The sequence below is a fragment of the Spirosoma liriopis genome (genome assembly GCF_023196085.1).
Lineage (GTDB): Bacteria > Bacteroidota > Bacteroidia > Cytophagales > Spirosomataceae > Spirosoma > Spirosoma oryzicola.
On sequence record NZ_JALPRF010000001.1, the window covers coordinates 338,386 to 358,903 of the forward strand.

Below are 20,518 nucleotides of genomic sequence, written 5' to 3' on the forward strand. Positions count from 1 at the left end.
TAGTCGACTACGGAAGCAGTAATCGATCAATGATGTGCACAACACCATTCGACGCCGTGATGTCAGGACCTGTAATGTTAGAAGCCGAAGTACCGTTGCTCTTACCTGTTACTGTCACGCCCGTTGTGCTGACACCGGCTGTCAGGATCGATCCGGGCAGCACCGTCGACAGGCTAGATGCATTGGTAATCAACGGGGTGTATAAGCGGTTGTTAGGAACGATGTGATAAGCCAGTATTTGCTGAAGTTGCGCTACGGGTAACGCACTGACAGCCGCTACCGATGTCAGGCTAGGCACCGACGCCGTGAAGGCCGCATCGGTCGGCGCAAATACCGTGATCGGTCCGCCCGACGTAGCCGTTAACGAGCTAACCAGCCCGGCCCGGGTCACAGCGGCATTCAAGTACGTGAATGAAGCTGTCGGCAGGATGGTTGGAATACCTTGAATGGTCGTAGCGACATCACCGAAAACAGGCGGCAACAGCACCCGATCAATAGCGTGTACGATCCCGTTGCTGGCTTCCCCACTGGTCGAAACCACGCGAGCGCCGTTTACCGAAATAGCCGTAGCGGAAGTCGCCGTAGTAGACGTTGCCGATGTAGAGGCTCCTTTAGTAATGTAAAGCGTTCCCCCTGACAGCGTTTGTACGGGTGTGTTGACCGCCGTTGGAATAGCCGACGCCGTAAGCTTGCTGGTCAGTATGTGGTACTGAATAACGGCGGTTAGTAATGTAGCAGGAGCCGCTTTGATTGCGTTCGTATCTGCATACCCAAACGCCTGGAAAGCCGCGTTGGTCGGTGCGAAAACGGTGTAGTTGCCCGCTTGACTCAACGCTCCACTCAGCCCGGCCTGCCGCACAGCCGTTCGGAAGATCGTAAACTGATTTGATGATCCATTACCGTTGTTGATCAGATCGTTGACCGTCGATGGGGTTGGTGTGCTGTCGTCGTTTTTCTTACAGGCTGAAAACGAGAGAAGGAGAACGACGAACAGAGCCGGTAGCAGACTCCACGCTCGTTCACGAGACGAGTGGTGATTGGAAACCATGATAGATTTGGGGTTAGAGAACAAACACAAGGATTTGTTTGCATTCGTTCTGTAAAGGAACGAGGGTTTATTTGTTTTGTTCTTACGCCCACCCTGATATTTATCAGACGTTGTCTTAATACTTAGTTTGAGGTATCAGTTGACACCATCGAGAAGGATCCCACACCGAATCAGCAAACTATCCGTGCTTTCAACCGTTCTGATAACAGTATTTTTCCTAGTTCAGCCACCATGATTCGCCCTCTGCTCCTAATTAGTCTCGCGCTGGCCTGTAGCTGTCAGAATCGTTCGTCCAATGAATCCACAGCTACTCAGTCGACCAGCCCATCCGTTGCTCCTGACACGCTGTGCTTTCAGCAAATTATGGGGCGAGATACCACAACCCTTCGCTTGATCACGCATGAAGCAACCGCAACCGGATTCCTGGACATTAACCCCTACGAGAAAGACCGGGCAAAAGGATCGATTCAGGGTACGGTCAAGGGTAGTCAAATTCAGGCAACCTGGGACCGGTCTGGCGAAGGCGTAACACAACGCTATGCGCTCGACTTTACGCTCAAAGCGGATGCCATCACCTGGTATGAAGGCGAACGGGTCGAAAAACAGGGTGTATGGGTATTGAAAGAACCCAACAAGGGCTACGCGTACGTGCTGACAAAGACCGACTGCCCCTGACCCCCGCTACTACGCTACCTTACAGCTTACGCCGTCCATCGCTTCCAACGCCCGAAGAAATGTGTTAGCCGGAAAAACTTTTAACGTCCGCGACTGTAAACTGACCTCAAGGCGTTCGGTAGGATCGACAACATTGAGCGACAACGTACAGGTACCCGGATGCGCATTGACCAGTTCATTGATCTGAGCAATCAACTGGGCATTCAGCACATCGAGTGTAAGCGACACCTTGATTTCTTTGCAGAATTTTTCGCGCATGTCGTTCAGCAAACGAATATTCGTGGCCTTAAACTCCAGCTGATCAGAGTTCCAGCGGTTCTGCGTTTTACCCGTGATGTGCAGGAAGCGACCAACATCGATATACTGACCCATCCGCACATAATCGTCACCGAAGAGGGCTAGTTCTACCGCCGTGCTGTAATCTTCGATCTTAAAAATGCAGAACGGGTTACCGTTTTTGGCGATCTTCGTTTGCATCGACGACACAATACCCGCTACCTTGATTTCGGGCGACTTGACTTCAAAAATCTTGTCCAACGTGCAGTTGCAGAAGCCATCGAGTTCGAGTTTGAATTCGTCCAGTGGGTGCCCCGTGATGTAGAAACCGACGACATCTTTCTCGAATTTAAGCTTTTCAATCTGGTTCCACTGCGGTACGGTCGGTGGTTTAGGGCGGCTGAGCATAGGTTCACCTCCCATCATGGCACCAAATAGCGACTGTTGAGCGGCTGCTTTCTCAGTATGGTAGTTGTTGGCGTAACGAATAATTTTCTCCAGAAAAGGCGATGTATCACCTTCGCCCAAGTCAAAATATTGCGCCCGGTGGTATTCGTCAATGCTATCGAATGCGCCCGCGTAAGCCAGCGATTCCCACGTTTTTTTATTGACGGTACGCAGATTAACCCGAATGGCAAAATCGAAAATATCCTTGTACGCACCACCGGCTATTCGTTCTTCGATAACGGCTTCAACGGCGGCATCACCCGCTCCTTTGATACCACCAAGTCCAAACCGGATTTCGCCTTTCTGGTTTACGCCAAACACGCGCTCCGATTCGTTCACATCGGGGCCGAGTACCGGAATACCCAGGTTTTTACACTCTTCGAGGAAGAACGTAATTTTTTCAATGTTGCCCAGGCAGCTCGTCAATACGGCAGCCATGTATTCCGACCGATAGTAGGTTTTAAGGTAAGCAGTCTGGTACGCAACGAAGGCGTAACAGGTTGAGTGCGACTTGTTGAAGGCGTACGACGCAAATGCTTCCCAGTCCGTCCAGACTTTCTCGCAGGTTTTCAAATTCAGTTTGTTGGCCGAACAGCCATCCATGAATTTGCCCTTCATCTTATCAAGCGTCGCGCGGTCTTTCTTACCCATCGCTTTCCGCAGTACGTCGGCGTCCCCCTTCGTGAAGTTGCCGAGCTTCTGCGACAGCAGCATCAGCTGCTCCTGGTATACCGTAATGCCGTACGTATCCGCCAGAAACTCTTCCATTTCGGGAAGGTCGTATTTGACTTCTTCGCGACCGTGCTTGCGGTTGATGTAATTCGGGATGTATTGAATCGGACCCGGACGATACAGGGCGTTCATGGCAATGAGGTCCTCGAAACGGTCAGGCTTCAGGTCCTTCATGTGCTTTTTCATTCCGTCGGATTCGAACTGAAAAATCGCGTTGGTTTCACCCCGCTGAAACAGTTCGTACGCTTTCGGATCGTCCAGAGGAATGTCGTCGATACCGGTTTCGACACCATTGACGAACAAACCACCGTGGTTTTGCTTGATAAGCCGCAGACATTCCTTGATGATCGTCAGGTTGCGCAGCCCCAGAAAGTCCATCTTGATAACGCCCGCGTCTTCAATGACTTTCCCTTCGTACTGCGTGATGATTAAGTTGGTATCTTTCGAGGTCGAAACAGGTACGATGTTCGATAAGTCGTCGGGAGCGATAATTATACCAGCCGCATGGACGCCCGTGTTACGCACTGTGCCTTCCAGCCGACGCGCCTGTTGCAACACATTCTGCACTTTCTCGGTATCGATCAGCTTCATGGTTCGACCCACGTTCTGATCGCCCGATTCCAGCGCCCTCATTCGTCGCACATTCTCAACCTCCTCCGGCTGAATCACGTTGGCCAGTCCGCCGGGGCCGTCGATAGGATCTTCGAAAATCCGACGGAGGGTCATGTTGTAGGTCGGCTTGTCGGGTACAAGCTTGGCCAGCGCGTTGGCATCCGACAAGGGTAGGTCCATTACCCGGCTCACGTCTTTGATCGCCGATTTGGCCGCCATCGTACCGTAGGTAACAATAGCCGCTACCTGCTGTTTGCCGTACTTGTCAACCACGTAGTCGATTACCCGCTGACGACCTTCATCGTCAAAGTCAGTATCAATATCGGGCATTGACTTCCGGTCGGGGTTAAGGAACCGCTCGAACAGCAAGTCGTATTTAATGGGGTCAATGTTGGTAATACCGATGCAATAGGCCACGGCGCTTCCGGCGGCACTTCCCCGACCGGGTCCTACCATTACGCCCAGATCACGACCAGCCTTGATGAAGTCGGCCACGATAAGAAAGTACCCAGCAAAACCCATTGTCTTGATCGTAAACAACTCGAAGTCAAGGCGCTCCTGGGCGGTCTGATCAATGTCACCCCAGCGTTCTTTGGCACCGGTATAGGTCAAGTGCTTGAGGTACTCCCACTGGTTGGCAACGTCGTCGGTATGAATCTGAAACTCCCTTGGGATCGGGAAGTTGGGCAATAAAATGTCACGCTTGAGCTTCAAGACTTCGACCTTATCGACAATCTCGTTGGTATTATCGATGGCTTCGGGCAGGTCATGGAACAACGTCGTCATCTCCTGCGTGTTCTTGAAATAGAACTGATCGGAGAAAAACGCAAAGCGGGTGTTTTTAGGCATTGCTTCGTCGTCGTTGAATTCCTTCATCGACGGTGTGCTTTGCTTCTCGCCCGTGTTCACACACAGCAGAATATCGTGGGCAACCCAATCGTCACGGTCAACGTAGTGCGAATCGTTCGACGCGATGATCTTGACGTTGTATTTGCGGGCGAGCTTGACCAGCACTTCGTTGGCTTTGATCTGGTCAGGAATCTCATGCCGCTGTAGCTCAACGTAATAATCTTCACCAAAGCGGTCGAGCCACCATTTGAATTCGGCTTCTCCGGCTTCTTCGCCTTTTTTAAGGATCGTTTTCGGCACGATGGCCCCGATGCAGCAGGTCGTTGCAATCAGCCCTTCCTTGTACTTGTCGATCAGTTCCTTGGTTACCCGTGGATACTTGCCGTACAAGCCTTCCATGTACCCCAGCGAGCAAAGCTTCGCCAGATTTTTGTACCCCTGCGGGTTCTTCGCCAGCAGCAGCTGGTGATACCGAATATCTTTTTGCTCTTTGGTGAACTGCTTACGCGTATGGTCCTCTACCACGTAAAACTCACAGCCAACAATGGGTTTGATCCCTTGCTTGCTCGCTTCGGCCACAAACTCAAAGACGCCGAACATATTACCATGATCGGTGATCGCTACGGCGGGCATATTGTCACCTTTAGCCTTCTTAATCAGCTTCTTGATGTCAGCCTGCCCGTCGAGCAGCGAGTATTGAGTGTGCGTATGGAGATGGGAGAATTGCATAACTGGTCCGCAGATTACTGGGTTAAAAATAGCCACATTACGCGGGTAACAGGCAACGATGAGCGCAGAATTTTAGAAAGATTCTGCTAATGGACTGATTGACAACCGCGTGTAGATAACCACATCATACCCCAAAAAAATTCACCCCACCGGTAGCCAGTGAGGTGATTTTAACCAGAGCAATCTCGTTTTCTGCGTGACGACAACGCGTGGCAGTAACAGGCTTTACCAGCCCGTCCGTTGACCAGCGTTTTCGAGGTATCCCTAAAAACTCCCGATTTTGTTATTAGATTCAGTTCGTTGCCTGTTCAGGTTCAGTAGCCTTCATCAGTAACCAGGTAATAGGCCCGGCTTTCGGTCTGCTGGTTAGCCATCTGAACCGTTACGGTCAACCATTCCACATGACTGTAGTCGTTGAAAGGAGCACTGTGGCTCTCCGTAACCTGACCATTCTGTTCGCTCACTTGTTGCGTGATAGCGGCTATGGCTTCTTCCCGGGAGGAGAAACTACCGAGCAGATCACCCAGTTCAAGACCCGTTTCTTCATCAGGCAATTCTCCATTAAGACTGGAAATGGGCGATTCCGGCAATGCTACGGCCTGAAAACCGGGGTTTGCATACAATTCGATGAGCATATTACTGAACGATTGATATTCGATTGTGTGAGGTGCCCGTCGGGCTTGGTGTAGCCTACTGGCTCCATTAACAACTCAGCAGACAAAAGAGTGTTAGTAGAATCGGTTCATAAATCAGAAATTCTGGTCTTCTATTCAAAAGATAAGTCAGCTAGTAACTCCTTGCCAATTGAGGGACGACAAGAAGCCCCAATCTATCATAAATCGACAATTTATTGATTCATGCGATGGACTAACGTTCGTATAAGTTCGTCAGCATGAGTTGTATAACCACCCTTTTTCCACCGTAACGTATTTGGATGGCAGAGTTGATACGTGTGCGTAAGTAATTTGTCTGTAGCAATAAGTTGCTCGTTTCTTTATAGCAACCCATTAGGTTTTCTACCTTGTCCTGTTCGCTATGTTCACCCCACCACCCGTACGTCTCCCGGCCAACAAAGAGAACTTTCGTCGGTGCGTTTAAATAGTCTTCATCAACCTGCATAAAAAACAGTTTAGAAACCTCTTCCCATCCGCATTCGTTGATACACTGTTCGATCTGTTCATTAAACTCTGGCAAACGGCTTTCGTACAAAGAACGTAAGGCTACATTTATTGAGTCAACCGAGCGGTTGGTATTGTTTGATTCTCCCACTGCTTTTGGTCTGAATAGTACATTCCTATAAGCTCAGTAATCTGTTTAGCTACTTTACAGATCGGCAAACAACGCTTACGGTCGTCAAAACGAATGAACACAACGGGATTATAGCGTTCGACTCTGTCGCGATCGGATAGCAATCTACCCTTTTTTGGGCGTCTATATACTTGACAAACACGGCACGGCGTTTGATAGAAAACGTTTCGATACAACCCACATAGTCAATCATGAATACTCAACATACTTTCCGGTCAGTCCGTACGTTGCTGATAGTCGCATCGGTCGTCGGCTCGTTAACGACTGCCTGTAAGAAATCTTCATCGGATCCTGATGTTGACCCCCGCGATCAGTACGTCGGTACATACAACGGAGGTGATCGGGGTTACCAAAGCATCATCACCATCGGTTCGATACCGCTGAATGCCGAATACGGCGCGGCTAGTATCATCGTTACAAAAGGCTCCGGGTCAAAAGAAATTTATATCGAAGCACCGCAGCAATCGCTCAAGGTAACCGCAGAACTGAACGGCAGCGATTTTACGGTAATCGACAAATCCAGTAGCCAGATTTTTATACCACCCAACAATACCTACACCGGAAGCTATCAGGCAACGGGTGTGTTTGGTGTCGATCAGGCAACGGGAAAAAACTCAGTTGCCCTCAGGGCCACAACCCAAACGCTGGAAAAAGGAACGTCCATCAGCCGGTCTGAACTCTTCACTGGCTCACGAAATTAACTATCTTCGTACCGGTTCCTAGATCCGGTTCTTCCATGAAAAAAATCATCCTGACCGGCCTGATAGCCGGTCTTTTTTTGTCGTCCTGGGCGCAATCAACGCTCCCACGCTCTACCGCTACTCAGGCTATTGCTAAGCAGACGATCTTGCAGGAAGCCTCGGCCGAATCCGTCGGTATGAGTACCACCCGACTGCAACGAATGGATGCTGTTATCAACGATTACGTTGCCCAAGGTCGTCAGGCGGGGGTGGCCGTGCTGGTTGCGCGCAATGGCAGAATTGTCTACCACAAAGCGTACGGTCAGGATGACATTCGAACGAAAACGCCCCTCAAACGCGACGCTATTTTTCGCATTGCGTCGCAGACCAAAGCAATCACGAGTATCGGCCTGATGATGCTGTTCGAAGAAGGAAAATTTTTGCTCGATGACCCGATTTCGAAATACATTCCGGCCTTTAAGAATCCTAAGGTGCTGGACAAGTACAACGAGAAAGATACGACCTACACGACGGTTCCGGCCAAACGCGAGATCACCATTCGTCACCTGCTGACACACACCTCCGGCATTAGTTACCCCAGCATTGGCACCAAAGAAGCCGTCGCGATTTACGCTAAAAAAGACATCCCGAGTGGTATCGGGGCACCCGGAGGTACGCTGGCCGAAGCCATGAACCGATTGGCCTCGCTACCTCTGATTCATCAACCCGGCGACCGCTGGACTTACGGCTTGAGCGTCGACGTTGCTGGTTATTTGATCGAACTGCTTTCCGGTCAGACCCTCGACCAATTCCTGCGTACCCGGTTGTTTGAGCCGCTAGGTATGAACGACACCTATTTTTACCTGCCTGCGCAAAAGCAGGATCGCCTGACGAATTTGTACACCGAAGATTCTAGCACCAAAGTACGGCTGCTCCCATCGCTTAACGGGATTTCGGCTGACTATCCAAAACAAACCGGGACATATTATTCGGGCGGGGCGGGCCTTTCGTCTACCCTGTACGATTACGCTATTTTTCTGCAAATGATGCTGAACGGTGGTGAGTATAACGGCAAACGTTTCCTTAGCCCAACGACAGTACGATTGATCACAACCAATCAGATTGGCGATCTGAATCAGGGGGCTAACAAGTTCGGCCTGGGCTTTTCCATCACCTCCGAACGCAGCGCGACTCGCTTACCCGTTTCGCAGGGCTCGTTCGATTGGGGCGGTTTCTTCGGCACAACGTATTGGGTTGATCCGAAAGAAGGCATTGTTGGTTTACTCTACACGCAGAAAGTACCGAACAGCTACGGTGACCTGAACGATAAATTCAAAGTGCTGGTCTATCAGGCGATTACCCAGATGCAGGAAAGATAAGTTCACCAAGCGCCGTGATAAGCAGAACGGTAGGAATCAGGCATTGGCTACTTTTCCGGTTATGAAATACGCTCTGACCCTCTCTTTTCTGTTACTGGTTCAACTGGTCCGCGCTCAATCGGCGGATGAAAAAGCGGTACTTGATGCCGAAAAGCAGCGTTTCGATGCGCAGGTTAGCAAGAACTACGCCGTGCTCGAGAAAGTACTTAGCAACGATCTTGTTTACACGCACTCACACGGCGGCAGCGATACCAAGCAGTCGTATATTCAGTCGATCCGCGATGGCAAGTCGAAGTACGATGCAATCGACATGGAAGAACACAAAGTACGCATTTACGGCAATACAGCGGTCATTAATGGTGTATGTATGGTTAAAGCGGTCAGCAATGGCGAAACGATCAACACACACTTACGCTACACCGACGTGTACGTACGCAACGGCAAACAGTGGCAGATGGTCGCCTGGCAGTCACTCAAGCTACCAAACTGATTTTTGTACCAGACGCTAGTCGGCTCAGTAAAAAAACAAGCCGACTAGCGACTGATGATTACTCTACTTTTAGGTACTCCCGCAATTCGACGGCATCGATAGGATTCATGCGTCCAGCCAATACCAGCCGCAATTGCCGACGTCGTAAAGCGCTGGCGTAACGCTCTTTTTCTTCATCTGTTTCCGGAACTACCGCTGGCACTTCGATGGGTCGTCCACTCTGATCCACCGCTACAAAGGTGTAAAAGGCGCTATTAGTGCTGACGCGTATCCCCGCCGGAATGTCTTCGGCCCACACTTCGATAAATACTTCCATTGACGAGCTGAAGGCCCGCGTCACCTGTGCTTTCATCGTGACAATATTGCCCAGCCGAATCGGTTCAGCGAATGACACATTATCGACCGAAGCCGTCACGACAATACGATTTGAATGTTTTTGCGCGGCAATGGCGGCCGCAATGTCCATGAAGTGCAAAAGTCGCCCTCCCATCAGGTTATTGAGCGTATTGGTATCGTTGGGAAGTACCATTTCGGTCATCACCGTCATGGACTCACGGGCAAGTTTGGGTTGAGGCATTTGTTGAATAAGCAATTATTCTACAAACCAACGATCTAAAACTGAAACGGGCAAATGGACCTAATACCGGTTATGGGTAAAGCCTGGTATTAACCCGTAAAGAACCGCCTACGAGTCAATCCATATGTGCGACAGAAATCGTATATTTAGACAATAAGACTAAAGAGTAAGACAAAACCTATGGAGCGTTTAGTCGATTACTTTGAACACATTCCATCGCTGCATCGAAGCCTGATTCTGGTAGGGGGCATTGCGATTTTCTGGCTGATCGAAAGTGCAGTCCCCTTGTTCAACTTTTCTCTGACGGGGTCAGGCTACCGAAAAATTCCGCATGCAGGCATCAATATTTTCTTTACTCTTACGACGGTTCTAGTCAATTTTCTGCTGGCATTTCTCTTGTTACGCACCAGCGACTGGACCATTCGGCATCAGATTGGTTTACTTCAATGGCTCTCCTTACCCTTGTGGGCTGAAGCACTTATCGGGCTGCTGTCGCTGGATTTAATTGGAGCCTGGCTACCCCACTGGGCTGAACACAAAGTCAAGTTTTTGTGGCGATTTCATGTAATTCACCACACCGACCCCTATGTCGATACAACCACCGCCAACCGCCATCACCCTGGCGAAAGCATTATCCGCTTTGCGTTTACACTACTGGCCGTGTTACTTGTCGGTGCTCCAATGTGGCTTGTTTTTCTCTACCAGGCTTTATCAGTACTCTTATCTCAATTTAACCACGCAAACATAGAGCTGCCGCGCTGGGCCGACCGGTTGTTAGGACTGTTCATTGTCACTCCGAATATGCATCACGTCCATCATCATTACGTTTTACCAGTTACGAACACCAACTACGGCAATATTTTTCCGTATTGGGATCGCCTGTTTGGTACCTACTACGAAATGGCGGGCAAAGACATAAAGTACGGTATTGACACGCACCCGGAGTTCCACGAGCACTCTCAGGTTGGCAGTTTGCTGAAAATTCCGTTCAGCAACTATCGTCCGCCCGTAGGTGAGCCGCCACAAGGTTAGAAAGAATTTCAGCATTAAGTCTAGTAACAGCCAACCTAGCGAATTCGGAACTAATCGCCCTGAAAACGGTTTATGTGAGAGAAACAAGTTAAACTTAATAAACAGATTTCACTCATGGCAGCAGGATCACATGCCGTCGAAGCGACCGATGCGAACTTCAACGAACTGATTAATTCCGATAAGCCGGTTTTGGTAGATTTTTGGGCCGAATGGTGCGGTCCTTGTAAAATGATCGGCCCAGTTGTGGAGCAACTCGCTGGCGAATATGAAGGCAGAGCTGTTGTAGCTAAAATGGACGTTGACCAGAACGCCCAAATTCCTGCTAAATTCGGTATCCGCAGCATTCCTACGTTAATGGTGTTCAAAAACGGTCAGTTGGTCGATAAAGTGATCGGTGCCGTTCCCCGCAACGTTCTGGAACAGAAATTACAGGCAGCCATTGAACCAACCACGGTTTAATCGCCCCAATAGATAAAGCGAAACCCCGGCTGAACGTTCAGCCGGGGTTTCGCTTTGTTGGTGGTGTCGGTTTCTTGAAACCGACACCACCATACGGTTTAGTCAGCACAGTAGACAAGCCTCCATTATTAAAGATGAATAGCTCGTCGCGGTGTCGGTTTTGAGAACCGCGCGGGCGACCCCGCCAACACCACTGCTGGTTGACCTTATACCAACATCCGCATTGGATCTTCGAGCAGTTGCTTGAACGTTTGCAGGAAAGCCGATCCGGTTGCGCCGTCAACGACACGGTGGTCGCAGGAAAGCGTTACCTTCATCACGTTGGTTGGCTTCACCTCACCATTTTCAACCTTAACGGTTTGTTTGATAGCACCTACGGCCAGGATACACGAGTCAGGTGGGTTGATGATCGCGGTGAATTCTTCAATGCCGAACATACCCAAGTTCGAGATCGAGAACGTGCTTCCCTCCCAGTCTTTTGGCTGTAGTTTTTTGTCCTTCGCTTTGCCAGCCAAATCTTTCACTTCGCCCGAGATGGTCGACAGCGTTTTCTGATCGGCGTTACGAACGACCGGTACTAATAAACCTTCGTCAACGGCTACGGCTACGCCGATGTTGACGTATTTATATTTCCGGATTTTATCACCCAACCACGATGAGTTTACGTTCGGATGTTGTTTCAAGGCCAAAGCAGCGGCTTTGATCACGAAATCGTTGAACGACACCTTCACCGAGCTAACACCGTTGACCGTAGTACGCAGGTCCATCGCCTTGTCCATGTTGATTTCCATGGTCAGGTAGAAGTGTGGAGCGGTAAACAGGCTTTCGCTCAACCGGCGCGCAATGGTCTTACGCATCTGGCTAACAGGCACATCTTCGTATTCACCCTGTGGTTGCGGAGCGGCAGGCGACGGCTGTGGTGCCGCAGGTTGCGAAGCAGCGGGAGCAGGCTGTGCAGCGGGGGCAGGTTGTGCCGGAGCGGGTTTAGCCGCCGGAGCGCTCGGTACGAATGACTCAACATCGCTCTTCACAATGCGTCCTTCGGGACCTGTACCACGCACCTGTGCCAGATTGATTCCTTTTTCCTCGGCAATGCGCTTCGCCAGTGGCGACGCTTTCATACGACCGTTCGATTCGGGGTTGCTTCCTTCGCCACCGCCGTACGACAGATCGGTATCCGCATCCGCTGGAAGGTCGGCTTGCGGATTTTGTTCGGCTGTCTGCGAACCACTTTCACCGGTATCAGCCTGCTGACCACCGGTTTGCGGAGCGCCACCGCCATCTAACAGCACTTTAAAATTGGCTCCTTTTTCGCCTACTACGGCAATGATGTCGTCTACAGCAACGGAAGAACCTTCTTTTACGCCGACGTACAGCAGTGTACCTTCTTCGTAAGCTTCCAGATCCATCGTGGCTTTATCCGTTTCGACTTCAGCCAGAATATCGCCCGATTTAACGGTATCGCCTTCTTTCTTATGCCAGGCTACGATGGTTCCTTCGGTCATCGTATCACTCATTTTAGGCATACGAATAACCGATGCGTTAACGCTTTCTGCCGGGGCTGCCGATACCGCTTTAGGATCAGGCAAGTTGGTTGACGTTTCGCCACTGGCTCCACCACTCGGTGCTGGCGCGGCTTCATTCGAAGCGGGTTTTGCTTCTTCTTTCGGCGCGGCTGCTTCCTGGCTACCACCACTTGACCCGTTGAGAAGTGCTTTGTAATCTTCTCCATCGGCTCCGATAATGGCCAGAACGCCGTCTACCGGTACAGATGCACCTTTTTCTACGCCGATGTACAGCAATGTACCTTCTTCGTACGACTCAAGGTCCATCGTTGCCTTATCGGTTTCGACTTCGGCCAGCACATCGCCGGATTTTACTTTATCGCCCACCTTCTTGTGCCACTCCGCAATGACGCCTTCGGTCATTGTGTCGCTCATCTTGGGCATTCGGATTAATTCAGCCATATCCAGCTAGAGGTAAATATCAAATTGTAAAAAGACCGGACGAGCCTGCAAAGACAAGCAGCCCCAGAGTTGTGAGCCGCCGTTGCAGTTGAGGGTCAAAATTAAGGGAAAGGACCCTATGTTGTATCGTCAGTTTGCGTTTTCTCTATTAACTAGTAATAAAGGCATTTCGTTATAGTACCAGAATTACGGCTCAGGGCACCCTTCGCATTAGGGACTTATTCTACCCACAAGACCAGCCCTTTCAGATAGCCACCTTCCGGATGGAACAGACTAACAGGGTGGTCGGCGGGCTGGCTCAGGTGATGCAACACGCGCACCTGCCGCCCCGCTTCGATAGCCGCAGCTACGATGGTGTTGTAAAACAATTCCCGGTCAACAACCTGTGAGCAGGAGAACGTAAACAGGATACCACCTTTAGCAACCCGCCGTAACCCCTCAGCATTCAGGCGTTTATAACCCTGCACGGCCCGGTGCCGCGCCGACAGGCTTTTGGCGTAGGCGGGTGGATCGAGGACAACGACATCGTACTGATGATCATGGCCTTTCAGGTAATGCATCACATCTTCGGCGTACGCCTGATGCTTGTCTGTTTCCCCAAAGTTAGCAGCCACGTTTTGATTCGTTAGATCAATCGCTTTCTGCGAAACATCGACCGAATGGACCAGACTGGCTCCAGCCTCAAGGGCATACACGGAGAATCCACCCGAATAACAAAACGCATTCAGCACTCTTTTTCCGTGGGCATACTGGGCCAGCAACTGACGATTATCGCGCTGATCGAGAAAGAAACCAGTTTTTTGTCCCGTAATCCAATCGACCAGAAACGTGCTGCTATTTTCCTGCACGGGATGTGGTACGGGTGTTCGACCGTACAGATAACCATTCATCACACTCGCTCCGTACTCGTCAGGCAACGTGTCGGCACTTTTATCGTAGACCGCCTTTAGTTCGTCGCCGAATACGTTTCTTAGCGCTTCGGTAATCAACTGACGCTCGCGGTGCATACCGATGGAATGCGCCTGCAACACCGCCACGCCATTATACATATCGATAATTAGGCCCGTGCACCCATCGCCTTCGCCGTGAACGAGCCGATAACAGTTTGTTTCTCCCGTAACAATCGCCTGTCGGATGCTACGGATATGGGTCAATTTATTTGTCCAGTAAGGAACATCGGGCGTTACAGGGCCACCGGCGGTTGCGCCAAACGAGAAAATGCGGATCGCAATGCTGCCATCGTGGTAATGTCCGCTGGCCAGATAATGCCCTTTCCGGTCATACACTTCAACCACATCACCATCTTCGGGATTACCCTCATAGCGCCCAATAGCCCGCGAAAATACCCACGGGTGAAATCGCCGGACGGCCTCGTCGCGTCCAGCCTGTAGATATATTTTAGTAAATGACATTCGTATTCGAAAAACACCGCAAAGATACATCAGTGTTTTTTGCCATTCACCAAGGTAATCTGTGCAGATCGTATATTCCTGTGTTATAAGCGACAATCGCCGGAAACAAAGAAGCCTCCATGTTTCCACAGAGGCTTTCTTATTAGTCAAACAACTATCTCATTAACCAACACTTCCTTCCAGACTGATCGCCAGCAGCTTTTGTGCTTCTACGGCGAACTCCATCGGGAGTTGGTTCAATACTTCTTTTGCGTAACCATTGATGATCAGTGCTACGGCCTGCTCGGTTGGAATACCACGCTGGTTGCAGTAGAACAACTGGTCTTCACCGATTTTCGACGTGGTTGCTTCGTGCTCTACCGTCGCCGATGGATTGTTTATTTCCAGGTATGGGAACGTGTGCGCACCACATTTGTCACCCAGCAGGAGCGAATCGCACTGGGAGTAGTTACGAGCGTTTTCGGCCCGTTTCAGCACTTGCACCAGACCCCGGTAGGAATTCTGACTCTTACCCGCCGAAATACCTTTCGATACAATCCGGCTCTTGGTGTTCTTACCAATGTGGACCATCTTGGTACCCGTATCAGCCTGCTGCATGTTGTTGGTAACAGCCACCGAATAGAATTCACCAATCGAGTTGTCGCCTTTCAGGATCACCGAAGGGTATTTCCAGGTGATGGCCGAACCGGTTTCAACCTGCGTCCACGAGATCTTGGCGTTTGGACCCTCGCAGATACCGCGCTTGGTCACAAAATTGTAAATCCCGCCTTTACCGTCTTTGTCGCCCGGATACCAGTTCTGAACCGTCGAGTATTTGATTTCGGCGTCAGCGTGGGCGATCAGCTCAACGACAGCTGCGTGCAGTTGATTTTCATCCCGCATCGGCGCCGTACAGCCTTCCAGGTAGCTTACGTACGAACCTTCATCGGCAATGATCAGCGTCCGCTCGAACTGCCCGGTTCCGGCGGCATTGATCCGGAAGTAGGTCGAAAGCTCCATTGGGCACCGAACGCCTTTGGGAATGTAACAGAACGAACCATCGGTAAACACGGCGGCATTCAAGGCTGCAAAGTAGTTATCCTTGGCCGGAATAACCGAACCCAGGTATTTCTTCACCAGTTCAGGATGTTCGTGAACGGCCTCTGTGATCGAGCAGAAAATGATACCGCGCTCGGCAAGATCTTTCTTGAACGTCGTCGCTACGGATACCGAATCCATCACGGCATCAACAGCCACCCGAGGAAGCTCCCCGGCAGGCGCATCAACTACGCCCGTAAGCCGCTTCTGTTCGCTCAGCGAAATACCCAGTCGATTGAATGTGTCGAGCAGTTCAGGGTCAATCTCGTCAAGGGAGTTAACCGCTTTCTTCTGCTTCGGCGCTGAATAGTACTTAATGGCCTGATAATCAATTTTGGGATATTTGACGTTAGGCCAATGGGGTTCGGTCATTTCCTGCCATAGCCGAAACGCCTTCAACCGGTCTTCGAGTAACCAGTCTGGCTCGTTTTTCTTGGCGGAAATAAAACGGATCGTGCTTTCGTCAAGGCCCGCAGGGGCTTCGTCGGCTTCGATCAACGTCTCGAATCCATATTTATATTCAGCGTTGGTTATGCTTTCTAAAATGTCAGCGTCCTTGCTCATAGTCTCGGTTAGCCGCGTGGTTTTTTGCACCGTTGCGTTGTATTTTTAACAAAAGGCCAGGTGGGTATGTTCCGGGCAGGTTGGACAAATATCGGAAACTTTCCGTTATTTCGAGCAATCCCCTATCTATTCCCTTCTTTGCATGCGTGCCCCAAACGTTTCATCAACATTGAACTGCTGCTTGGCATCTCAGCAACCTTTCTGAGCTTGGCCGCTTTGGTTGTTTCTATCTTTCAGACGAAGATCGCCCGCGATCAGCAACAGGCTTCGGTCTGGCCATACCTACAGCTTATCAGCTCTAACGTGGATCAGGAACTTCATTTTGGATTTGAGAACAAAGGGGTGGGTCCGGCTATCATAAAAAGCTACGAGATACTCTACCGCGGAAAAACGTACACGAGTACGCGCTCGCTCTTCTACGAAGAAATTGGCGTTCAGACAGCCGGTGGGAAAGGATTCAGCGATGTACTGAAAGGCGATGTCTTTAAATCGGGTGAGGATATAGAGTTGCTGTTCGTCGCTAAAAACGATACAATTGTTCAAAAAACATCGGCACTGCTTGCTGACTCTTCATTGCGGGTGCGTATTCGCTATGCCGACGTGTACGGCAACTGCTGGTTGCTTGACCGACATAAAACGACTTCCCTAGGCAACTGCCCGGACTGATCGAAACAAGAGCGGGCAGGTTCTCCAACCTGCCCGCTCTTGTTTCGATCAGTCGAACTAGTCGATTATATAGGTTGCTCGCTTACTTTACCGACACCTGAATTTTGCTGTAATAGAGCGTCGTTAACCCCTCAAAACCAGAGTCCGTACCGACAAGCAGCCAAAGTTCGCCTTTATCGTTACTACGAGCCGTAAACGGAGTTCCGGTATTAGAACGCGTAATGAGCTTATACCCCTCGGTGTCGCCACTGGTACCTATATTTCCCAGCACGATTGCATCCTTGCCGCCTTGTATCTGCTGTCCTTTATCGATGTTGAGTGAATAGAAGCCGTCTTTCAACTCTTTTACGGGTTCAACGGGGGTAGCGCCTGCTTTCAGATAAACACTGCCTCCCGGCGAACCACCGATACCCATTGAATTCTCAGGATATTGCGACGCTAACTCAATGGTAAAAACCAGCGAATAGTCTTTATTCGGCTGCAAACCAGTTACTTTCTTTTTAAGGTACATGAACGCGTCGTCGCTGCGATTCATGCTTTCGATCATCACCGATTTACGCGTTGTATCTAAAGGAGCGGGCAAGCCTTTCCAGCCCGACTTGAATTCCATAATACTATCCTGAGCGGTACCGTAATCTACAATTTCGGCTGTCCAGCCGTCCTGATCGCGTTGGAAATTAGATTGATAAGGCAATCCGGGCTGCGACGAAATTTCATCGTCTTCGGTATTACAAGCGGAAAAAGTAAACAAACTGCCGGTTAAAGCGGCTACTAACAGCAACGTTGATTTCATTAGTTACTCGATTGGTTTCCTATACAGAGCCCCCCTGCGAGGGATTCGTTGGAAACGTATCGAAAAAAGTCAACGGTACCGATTTCGGTCACTACTGCCCAATCCGCGTAAAGCCAGGTAAAAAGCAATAACGTAGATCATTTGGTTTCCTGCTCCGGTCCAATCTTCCTTTAGCGTTGTGCCGAACAATAATGCGCCGATGATGCATCCACCGAGCAGATAACCCCACCGGCTAAACTGCCCCCCCACCAGGATCAAAACCCCGCTGGCAAACTCCAGGAAAGGAAGCGTGTACAGAAATGCATTCGTCAGAAAGCTGGGCAGGATTGTCTGAGAAAACCCCGCTCCCATTTTCGCTACAAACGTCGTTAGTTTGGGAATTCGGACAAGGCCATGCATCAACATATTGATACCTAGCCCTATACGCATTACCAGCTGCGCTAACTGATTATTGTTCATGTGCTCGATGAGTTAGTAGTGGTCAATAATGAACAATATTGTTGGCAGATGCAAACCTATTTGTTCGTTACTAACTATTCCTCTTCATCCACATCCCCGTCTTCTACTTCTTCTTCCATCAGCAAATCGTCATTAACGCCGTTGGCGTCAACGTCAGAATCGTTGACCTCCGCTTTCTCGGGTTCAGGGCCCTGGTTCGTAATCGGACTTAAGTACTCGATTTGCGACACACCCGCGTTAGCCTCTTCGCCTTGGGCGAGTAGTTGCACAACACCCTGGTTGTCATCTTCGGCAGGGCTATAGTTATTTTCGGAATTCATAAGTTGATCGGGTTAAAGGTTCTCTTTTCGTTTAAACACTGCCGGAGCGGGTCACATGGCCACCCAAGGCGTAGTTATCATCCTGATGATGATCATGTTCACCGGTTGGATCACCGTCTTCATCGGTCGGCTCGTCACTCAATTCATTATCGTCAACGACTTCTTCGTCATCTCCATCTTCCATAGCCGTCCCACTTTGATTGCGGAAGTTGTCGGGATCAATACGGCCAATTCGTGAACCAATGAGTTCTACGTCGCCAGGCATTGGATTTAATAGCGTTGTCATAATCATTGCGAATTTGTTTCTTGTAAGATAACCCGGTAAACTAGCGAAAGGTTAAACCTCATCCTTCACAGTCCGTCCTAACTATATTATGAAATCAGTATTTCTGCTGGTTAGCCTGCTCCTTACCTATCAGGGGTATGCTCAGGTAAATCGCGATCCTTTATTTACGTCATTCGACGGCACAAAAATTCATTACGATATTCTGGGAGAAGGCAAGCCGGTCGTGCTTATACACGGCTTTATCAGCACCAGTGAAAGTTGGAAACGAGCGGCCACTCGACAGGCACTGGCCGATGCGGGCTTTAAAATAATCACCCTCGATTTGCGCGGGAATGGCTTGTCGGATAAACCTCATTCAGCCGAAGCGTACCGCGACAACGCGGAGCTGAAGGATGTGATGGCACTCGTCAAACACCTTGGCCTGACGAACTACGATGTGGTTGGTTATTCGCGGGGCGCTATTCTGACCGCCAAACTGCTTACGCTGGACAAACACATCCGAAAGGCGGTGATGGGTGGTATCAGTGTTGATTTCTCAGACCCGAACTGGATTCGTCGGAAGAATTTCCACGAAGCGCTGGTCAAACCGGGGAGTCATCCTGAACTACAAAGCGCCATTGATTATGCCAAAAAGTCGGGAGCCGATACGGTCGTACTAGCCCGCTTGCAGGAATTTCAGCCGGTTACTACCCGTGCTGAACTGGCGAAAATCAACGTCCCGGTACTTGTCATTAATGGTGATAAAGATACCGACAACGGTGACCCGCAAACGCTTGTAGACGCCATTCCGGGTTCCCGTCTGGTGATTGTGCCGGGCGATCATGGTGGGGCCATGCGAACGCCGGAGTTTGCAAAGACAGTTGTAGGTTTCCTGTCAAACTAGTTGCGCATTGGTCAACATAAAAAATCCCTGTTGGATCAGTCCAACAGGGATTTTTTATGTAATCGATAACCCTATTTCTGGTATGAACCGAAAACGTGGTCCCAGATCGGCGTCGATACACCGTAGTTACTTTCGGGATTCTTGTAGTGGTGCACGCTGTGGTTGATCCACAAATACTTGAAGAAGTTTTTAGGCGGAGTGTAAGCGTGAACAATAAAGTGCGTCGACAAATAACCCGAATAACCTACCAGAAAGCCGGGGAAGAAAGCATAGGCTGCTTCGCCCATAAGCAGGAAGAAGAAACCAAAAAAGGCTCCGGCTACGAAAATGGCTAAAGCGGGCGGCATCGCCAACCGCGTCTTGTCTTTCGGGTATTCGTGGTGAACACCGTGGAAGGTGTACTGAATTTTTGCCCGCTGGGGTGTCGAAGGCGTTAAATGGTAGAGGTAGCGGTGTAAAACATACTCAAAGAGGGTAAACACAATCAAACCCGTTGCAAATAAAGCAGCAATCTTGTTTGCACCCATGTCGGTATAGGTAAACGCATACCAACCTAGAAAAACGGACAGCACCAGCCACATGGAAATAGGAACCATGATGTGCGTGCGCGAAAGTGCCTCCAGAATTGGGTTATCAAACAGTTTTTTTGTGCCGCTGTTTTTAGGCCGGGTTTTACCGTGACCGGCCATTGTTTGCAACTTTTCGGTAGTTGATTCCATAAAACAGATACGTTGACAAATTATAATAGTGCAAAATTACACAGAAAAACGAGTCCGCTTACTCAGGTAGTAAAATTAG

General features: G+C 50.0%; 21 protein-coding genes. 8 read left to right on the forward strand and 13 right to left on the reverse strand.

Features of this window, described 5'->3' with window-relative positions:
• Positions 1-7: 7 nt before the first annotated feature.
• Complete coding sequence (locus tag M0L20_RS01390) at positions 8-1,048, reverse strand: fasciclin domain-containing protein (RefSeq protein ID WP_248475305.1); 1,041 nt, start codon at positions 1,046-1,048, stop codon at positions 8-10.
• A gap of 231 nt (positions 1,049-1,279) precedes the next feature.
• Between M0L20_RS01390 and M0L20_RS01395 the strand changes: the two genes are divergently transcribed.
• The gene (locus tag M0L20_RS01395) at positions 1,280-1,723 is read left to right on the forward strand and encodes a hypothetical protein (protein WP_248475306.1); all 444 of its coding nucleotides are present in this window, start codon (positions 1,280-1,282) and stop codon (positions 1,721-1,723) included.
• A 9-nt stretch (positions 1,724-1,732) separates the two neighbouring features.
• Here the strand turns inward: M0L20_RS01395 and dnaE are convergent, their stop codons facing one another.
• From dnaE to M0L20_RS01410, 3 genes are all read right to left on the reverse strand, one after another.
• Positions 1,733-5,368, reverse strand: coding sequence for a DNA polymerase III subunit alpha (gene dnaE, locus M0L20_RS01400; protein ID WP_232559039.1), 3,636 nt, complete (start codon positions 5,366-5,368; stop codon positions 1,733-1,735).
• Between the two features lie 314 nt (positions 5,369-5,682).
• Positions 5,683-6,003, reverse strand: coding sequence for a hypothetical protein (locus tag M0L20_RS01405; protein WP_248475307.1), 321 nt, complete (start codon positions 6,001-6,003; stop codon positions 5,683-5,685).
• Between the two features lie 232 nt (positions 6,004-6,235).
• The gene (locus M0L20_RS01410) at positions 6,236-6,637 is read right to left on the reverse strand and encodes a hypothetical protein (RefSeq protein ID WP_248475308.1); all 402 of its coding nucleotides are present in this window, start codon (positions 6,635-6,637) and stop codon (positions 6,236-6,238) included.
• Between the two features lie 230 nt (positions 6,638-6,867).
• Between M0L20_RS01410 and M0L20_RS01415 the strand changes: the two genes are divergently transcribed.
• The 3 genes from M0L20_RS01415 (at position 6,868) to M0L20_RS01425 (ending at position 9,225) form a co-directional block, all read left to right on the forward strand.
• Positions 6,868-7,377 carry a hypothetical protein gene (locus M0L20_RS01415; RefSeq protein WP_232559041.1) on the forward strand — a complete coding sequence of 170 codons (510 nt, stop codon included), beginning with the start codon at positions 6,868-6,870 and terminating at the stop codon, positions 7,375-7,377.
• Between the two features lie 35 nt (positions 7,378-7,412).
• Positions 7,413-8,735: a serine hydrolase domain-containing protein gene (locus M0L20_RS01420; protein WP_248475309.1), complete on the forward strand. Its 1,323-nt coding sequence runs from the start codon at positions 7,413-7,415 to the stop codon at positions 8,733-8,735.
• 61 nt (positions 8,736-8,796) lie between these two features.
• Positions 8,797-9,225, forward strand: a complete 429-nt coding sequence (locus M0L20_RS01425; RefSeq protein ID WP_248475310.1) for a nuclear transport factor 2 family protein — start codon at positions 8,797-8,799, stop codon at positions 9,223-9,225.
• 58 nt (positions 9,226-9,283) lie between these two features.
• Here the strand turns inward: M0L20_RS01425 and M0L20_RS01430 are convergent, their stop codons facing one another.
• Positions 9,284-9,802 carry an acyl-CoA thioesterase gene (locus M0L20_RS01430; RefSeq protein ID WP_248475311.1) on the reverse strand — a complete coding sequence of 173 codons (519 nt, stop codon included), beginning with the start codon at positions 9,800-9,802 and terminating at the stop codon, positions 9,284-9,286.
• 180 nt (positions 9,803-9,982) lie between these two features.
• On the opposite strand from M0L20_RS01430, the gene M0L20_RS01435 reads away from it, so the two are divergent.
• Together M0L20_RS01435 and trxA are read left to right on the forward strand one after the other, a co-directional pair.
• Positions 9,983-10,834 (forward strand): sterol desaturase family protein, encoded by an 852-nt coding sequence (locus tag M0L20_RS01435; protein WP_248475312.1) that lies wholly within the window; start codon positions 9,983-9,985, stop codon positions 10,832-10,834.
• A gap of 114 nt (positions 10,835-10,948) precedes the next feature.
• On the forward strand, positions 10,949-11,293 hold the full coding sequence (gene trxA, locus M0L20_RS01440) for a thioredoxin (protein WP_232559046.1): 345 nt from the start codon (positions 10,949-10,951) through the stop codon (positions 11,291-11,293).
• 206 nt (positions 11,294-11,499) lie between these two features.
• On the opposite strand, the gene M0L20_RS01445 is transcribed toward trxA, so the two are convergent.
• The 3 genes from M0L20_RS01445 to sufB all read right to left on the reverse strand — a co-directional run bounded on the left by M0L20_RS01445 (position 11,500) and on the right by sufB (position 16,313).
• Positions 11,500-13,260, reverse strand: a complete 1,761-nt coding sequence (locus M0L20_RS01445) for a pyruvate dehydrogenase complex dihydrolipoamide acetyltransferase (protein WP_248475313.1) — start codon at positions 13,258-13,260, stop codon at positions 11,500-11,502.
• A 218-nt stretch (positions 13,261-13,478) separates the two neighbouring features.
• Entirely contained in the window at positions 13,479-14,672 is a 1,194-nt protein-coding gene (locus M0L20_RS01450) for a class I SAM-dependent rRNA methyltransferase (protein WP_232559048.1), read from the reverse strand.
• Between the two features lie 162 nt (positions 14,673-14,834).
• Entirely contained in the window at positions 14,835-16,313 is a 1,479-nt protein-coding gene (sufB, locus tag M0L20_RS01455) for a Fe-S cluster assembly protein SufB (RefSeq protein WP_232559049.1), read from the reverse strand.
• 138 nt (positions 16,314-16,451) lie between these two features.
• On the opposite strand from sufB, the gene M0L20_RS01460 reads away from it, so the two are divergent.
• A complete protein-coding gene (locus M0L20_RS01460) occupies positions 16,452-16,979 on the forward strand; it encodes a hypothetical protein (protein ID WP_248475314.1) in 528 nt (175 codons plus the stop codon).
• A gap of 82 nt (positions 16,980-17,061) precedes the next feature.
• Here M0L20_RS01460 and M0L20_RS01465 read toward each other — a convergent pair whose 3' ends face one another.
• The 4 genes from M0L20_RS01465 to M0L20_RS01480 form a co-directional block, all read right to left on the reverse strand.
• Entirely contained in the window at positions 17,062-17,772 is a 711-nt protein-coding gene (locus M0L20_RS01465) for a hypothetical protein (RefSeq protein WP_232559051.1), read from the reverse strand.
• A 69-nt stretch (positions 17,773-17,841) separates the two neighbouring features.
• Positions 17,842-18,231, reverse strand: coding sequence for a DoxX family protein (locus M0L20_RS01470; RefSeq protein WP_232559052.1), 390 nt, complete (start codon positions 18,229-18,231; stop codon positions 17,842-17,844).
• A 74-nt stretch (positions 18,232-18,305) separates the two neighbouring features.
• The gene (locus tag M0L20_RS01475; RefSeq protein ID WP_248475315.1) at positions 18,306-18,551 is read right to left on the reverse strand and encodes a hypothetical protein; all 246 of its coding nucleotides are present in this window, start codon (positions 18,549-18,551) and stop codon (positions 18,306-18,308) included.
• Positions 18,552-18,582: 31 nt separating this feature from the next.
• Positions 18,583-18,837, reverse strand: coding sequence for a hypothetical protein (locus M0L20_RS01480; RefSeq protein WP_248475316.1), 255 nt, complete (start codon positions 18,835-18,837; stop codon positions 18,583-18,585).
• An 88-nt stretch (positions 18,838-18,925) separates the two neighbouring features.
• On the opposite strand from M0L20_RS01480, the gene M0L20_RS01485 reads away from it, so the two are divergent.
• Positions 18,926-19,720, forward strand: a complete 795-nt coding sequence (locus M0L20_RS01485; protein ID WP_248475317.1) for an alpha/beta fold hydrolase — start codon at positions 18,926-18,928, stop codon at positions 19,718-19,720.
• Between the two features lie 71 nt (positions 19,721-19,791).
• On the opposite strand, the gene M0L20_RS01490 is transcribed toward M0L20_RS01485, so the two are convergent.
• Positions 19,792-20,439: a sterol desaturase family protein gene (locus M0L20_RS01490; protein WP_232559056.1), complete on the reverse strand. Its 648-nt coding sequence runs from the start codon at positions 20,437-20,439 to the stop codon at positions 19,792-19,794.
• Between the last annotated feature and the right edge of the window lie 79 nt (positions 20,440-20,518).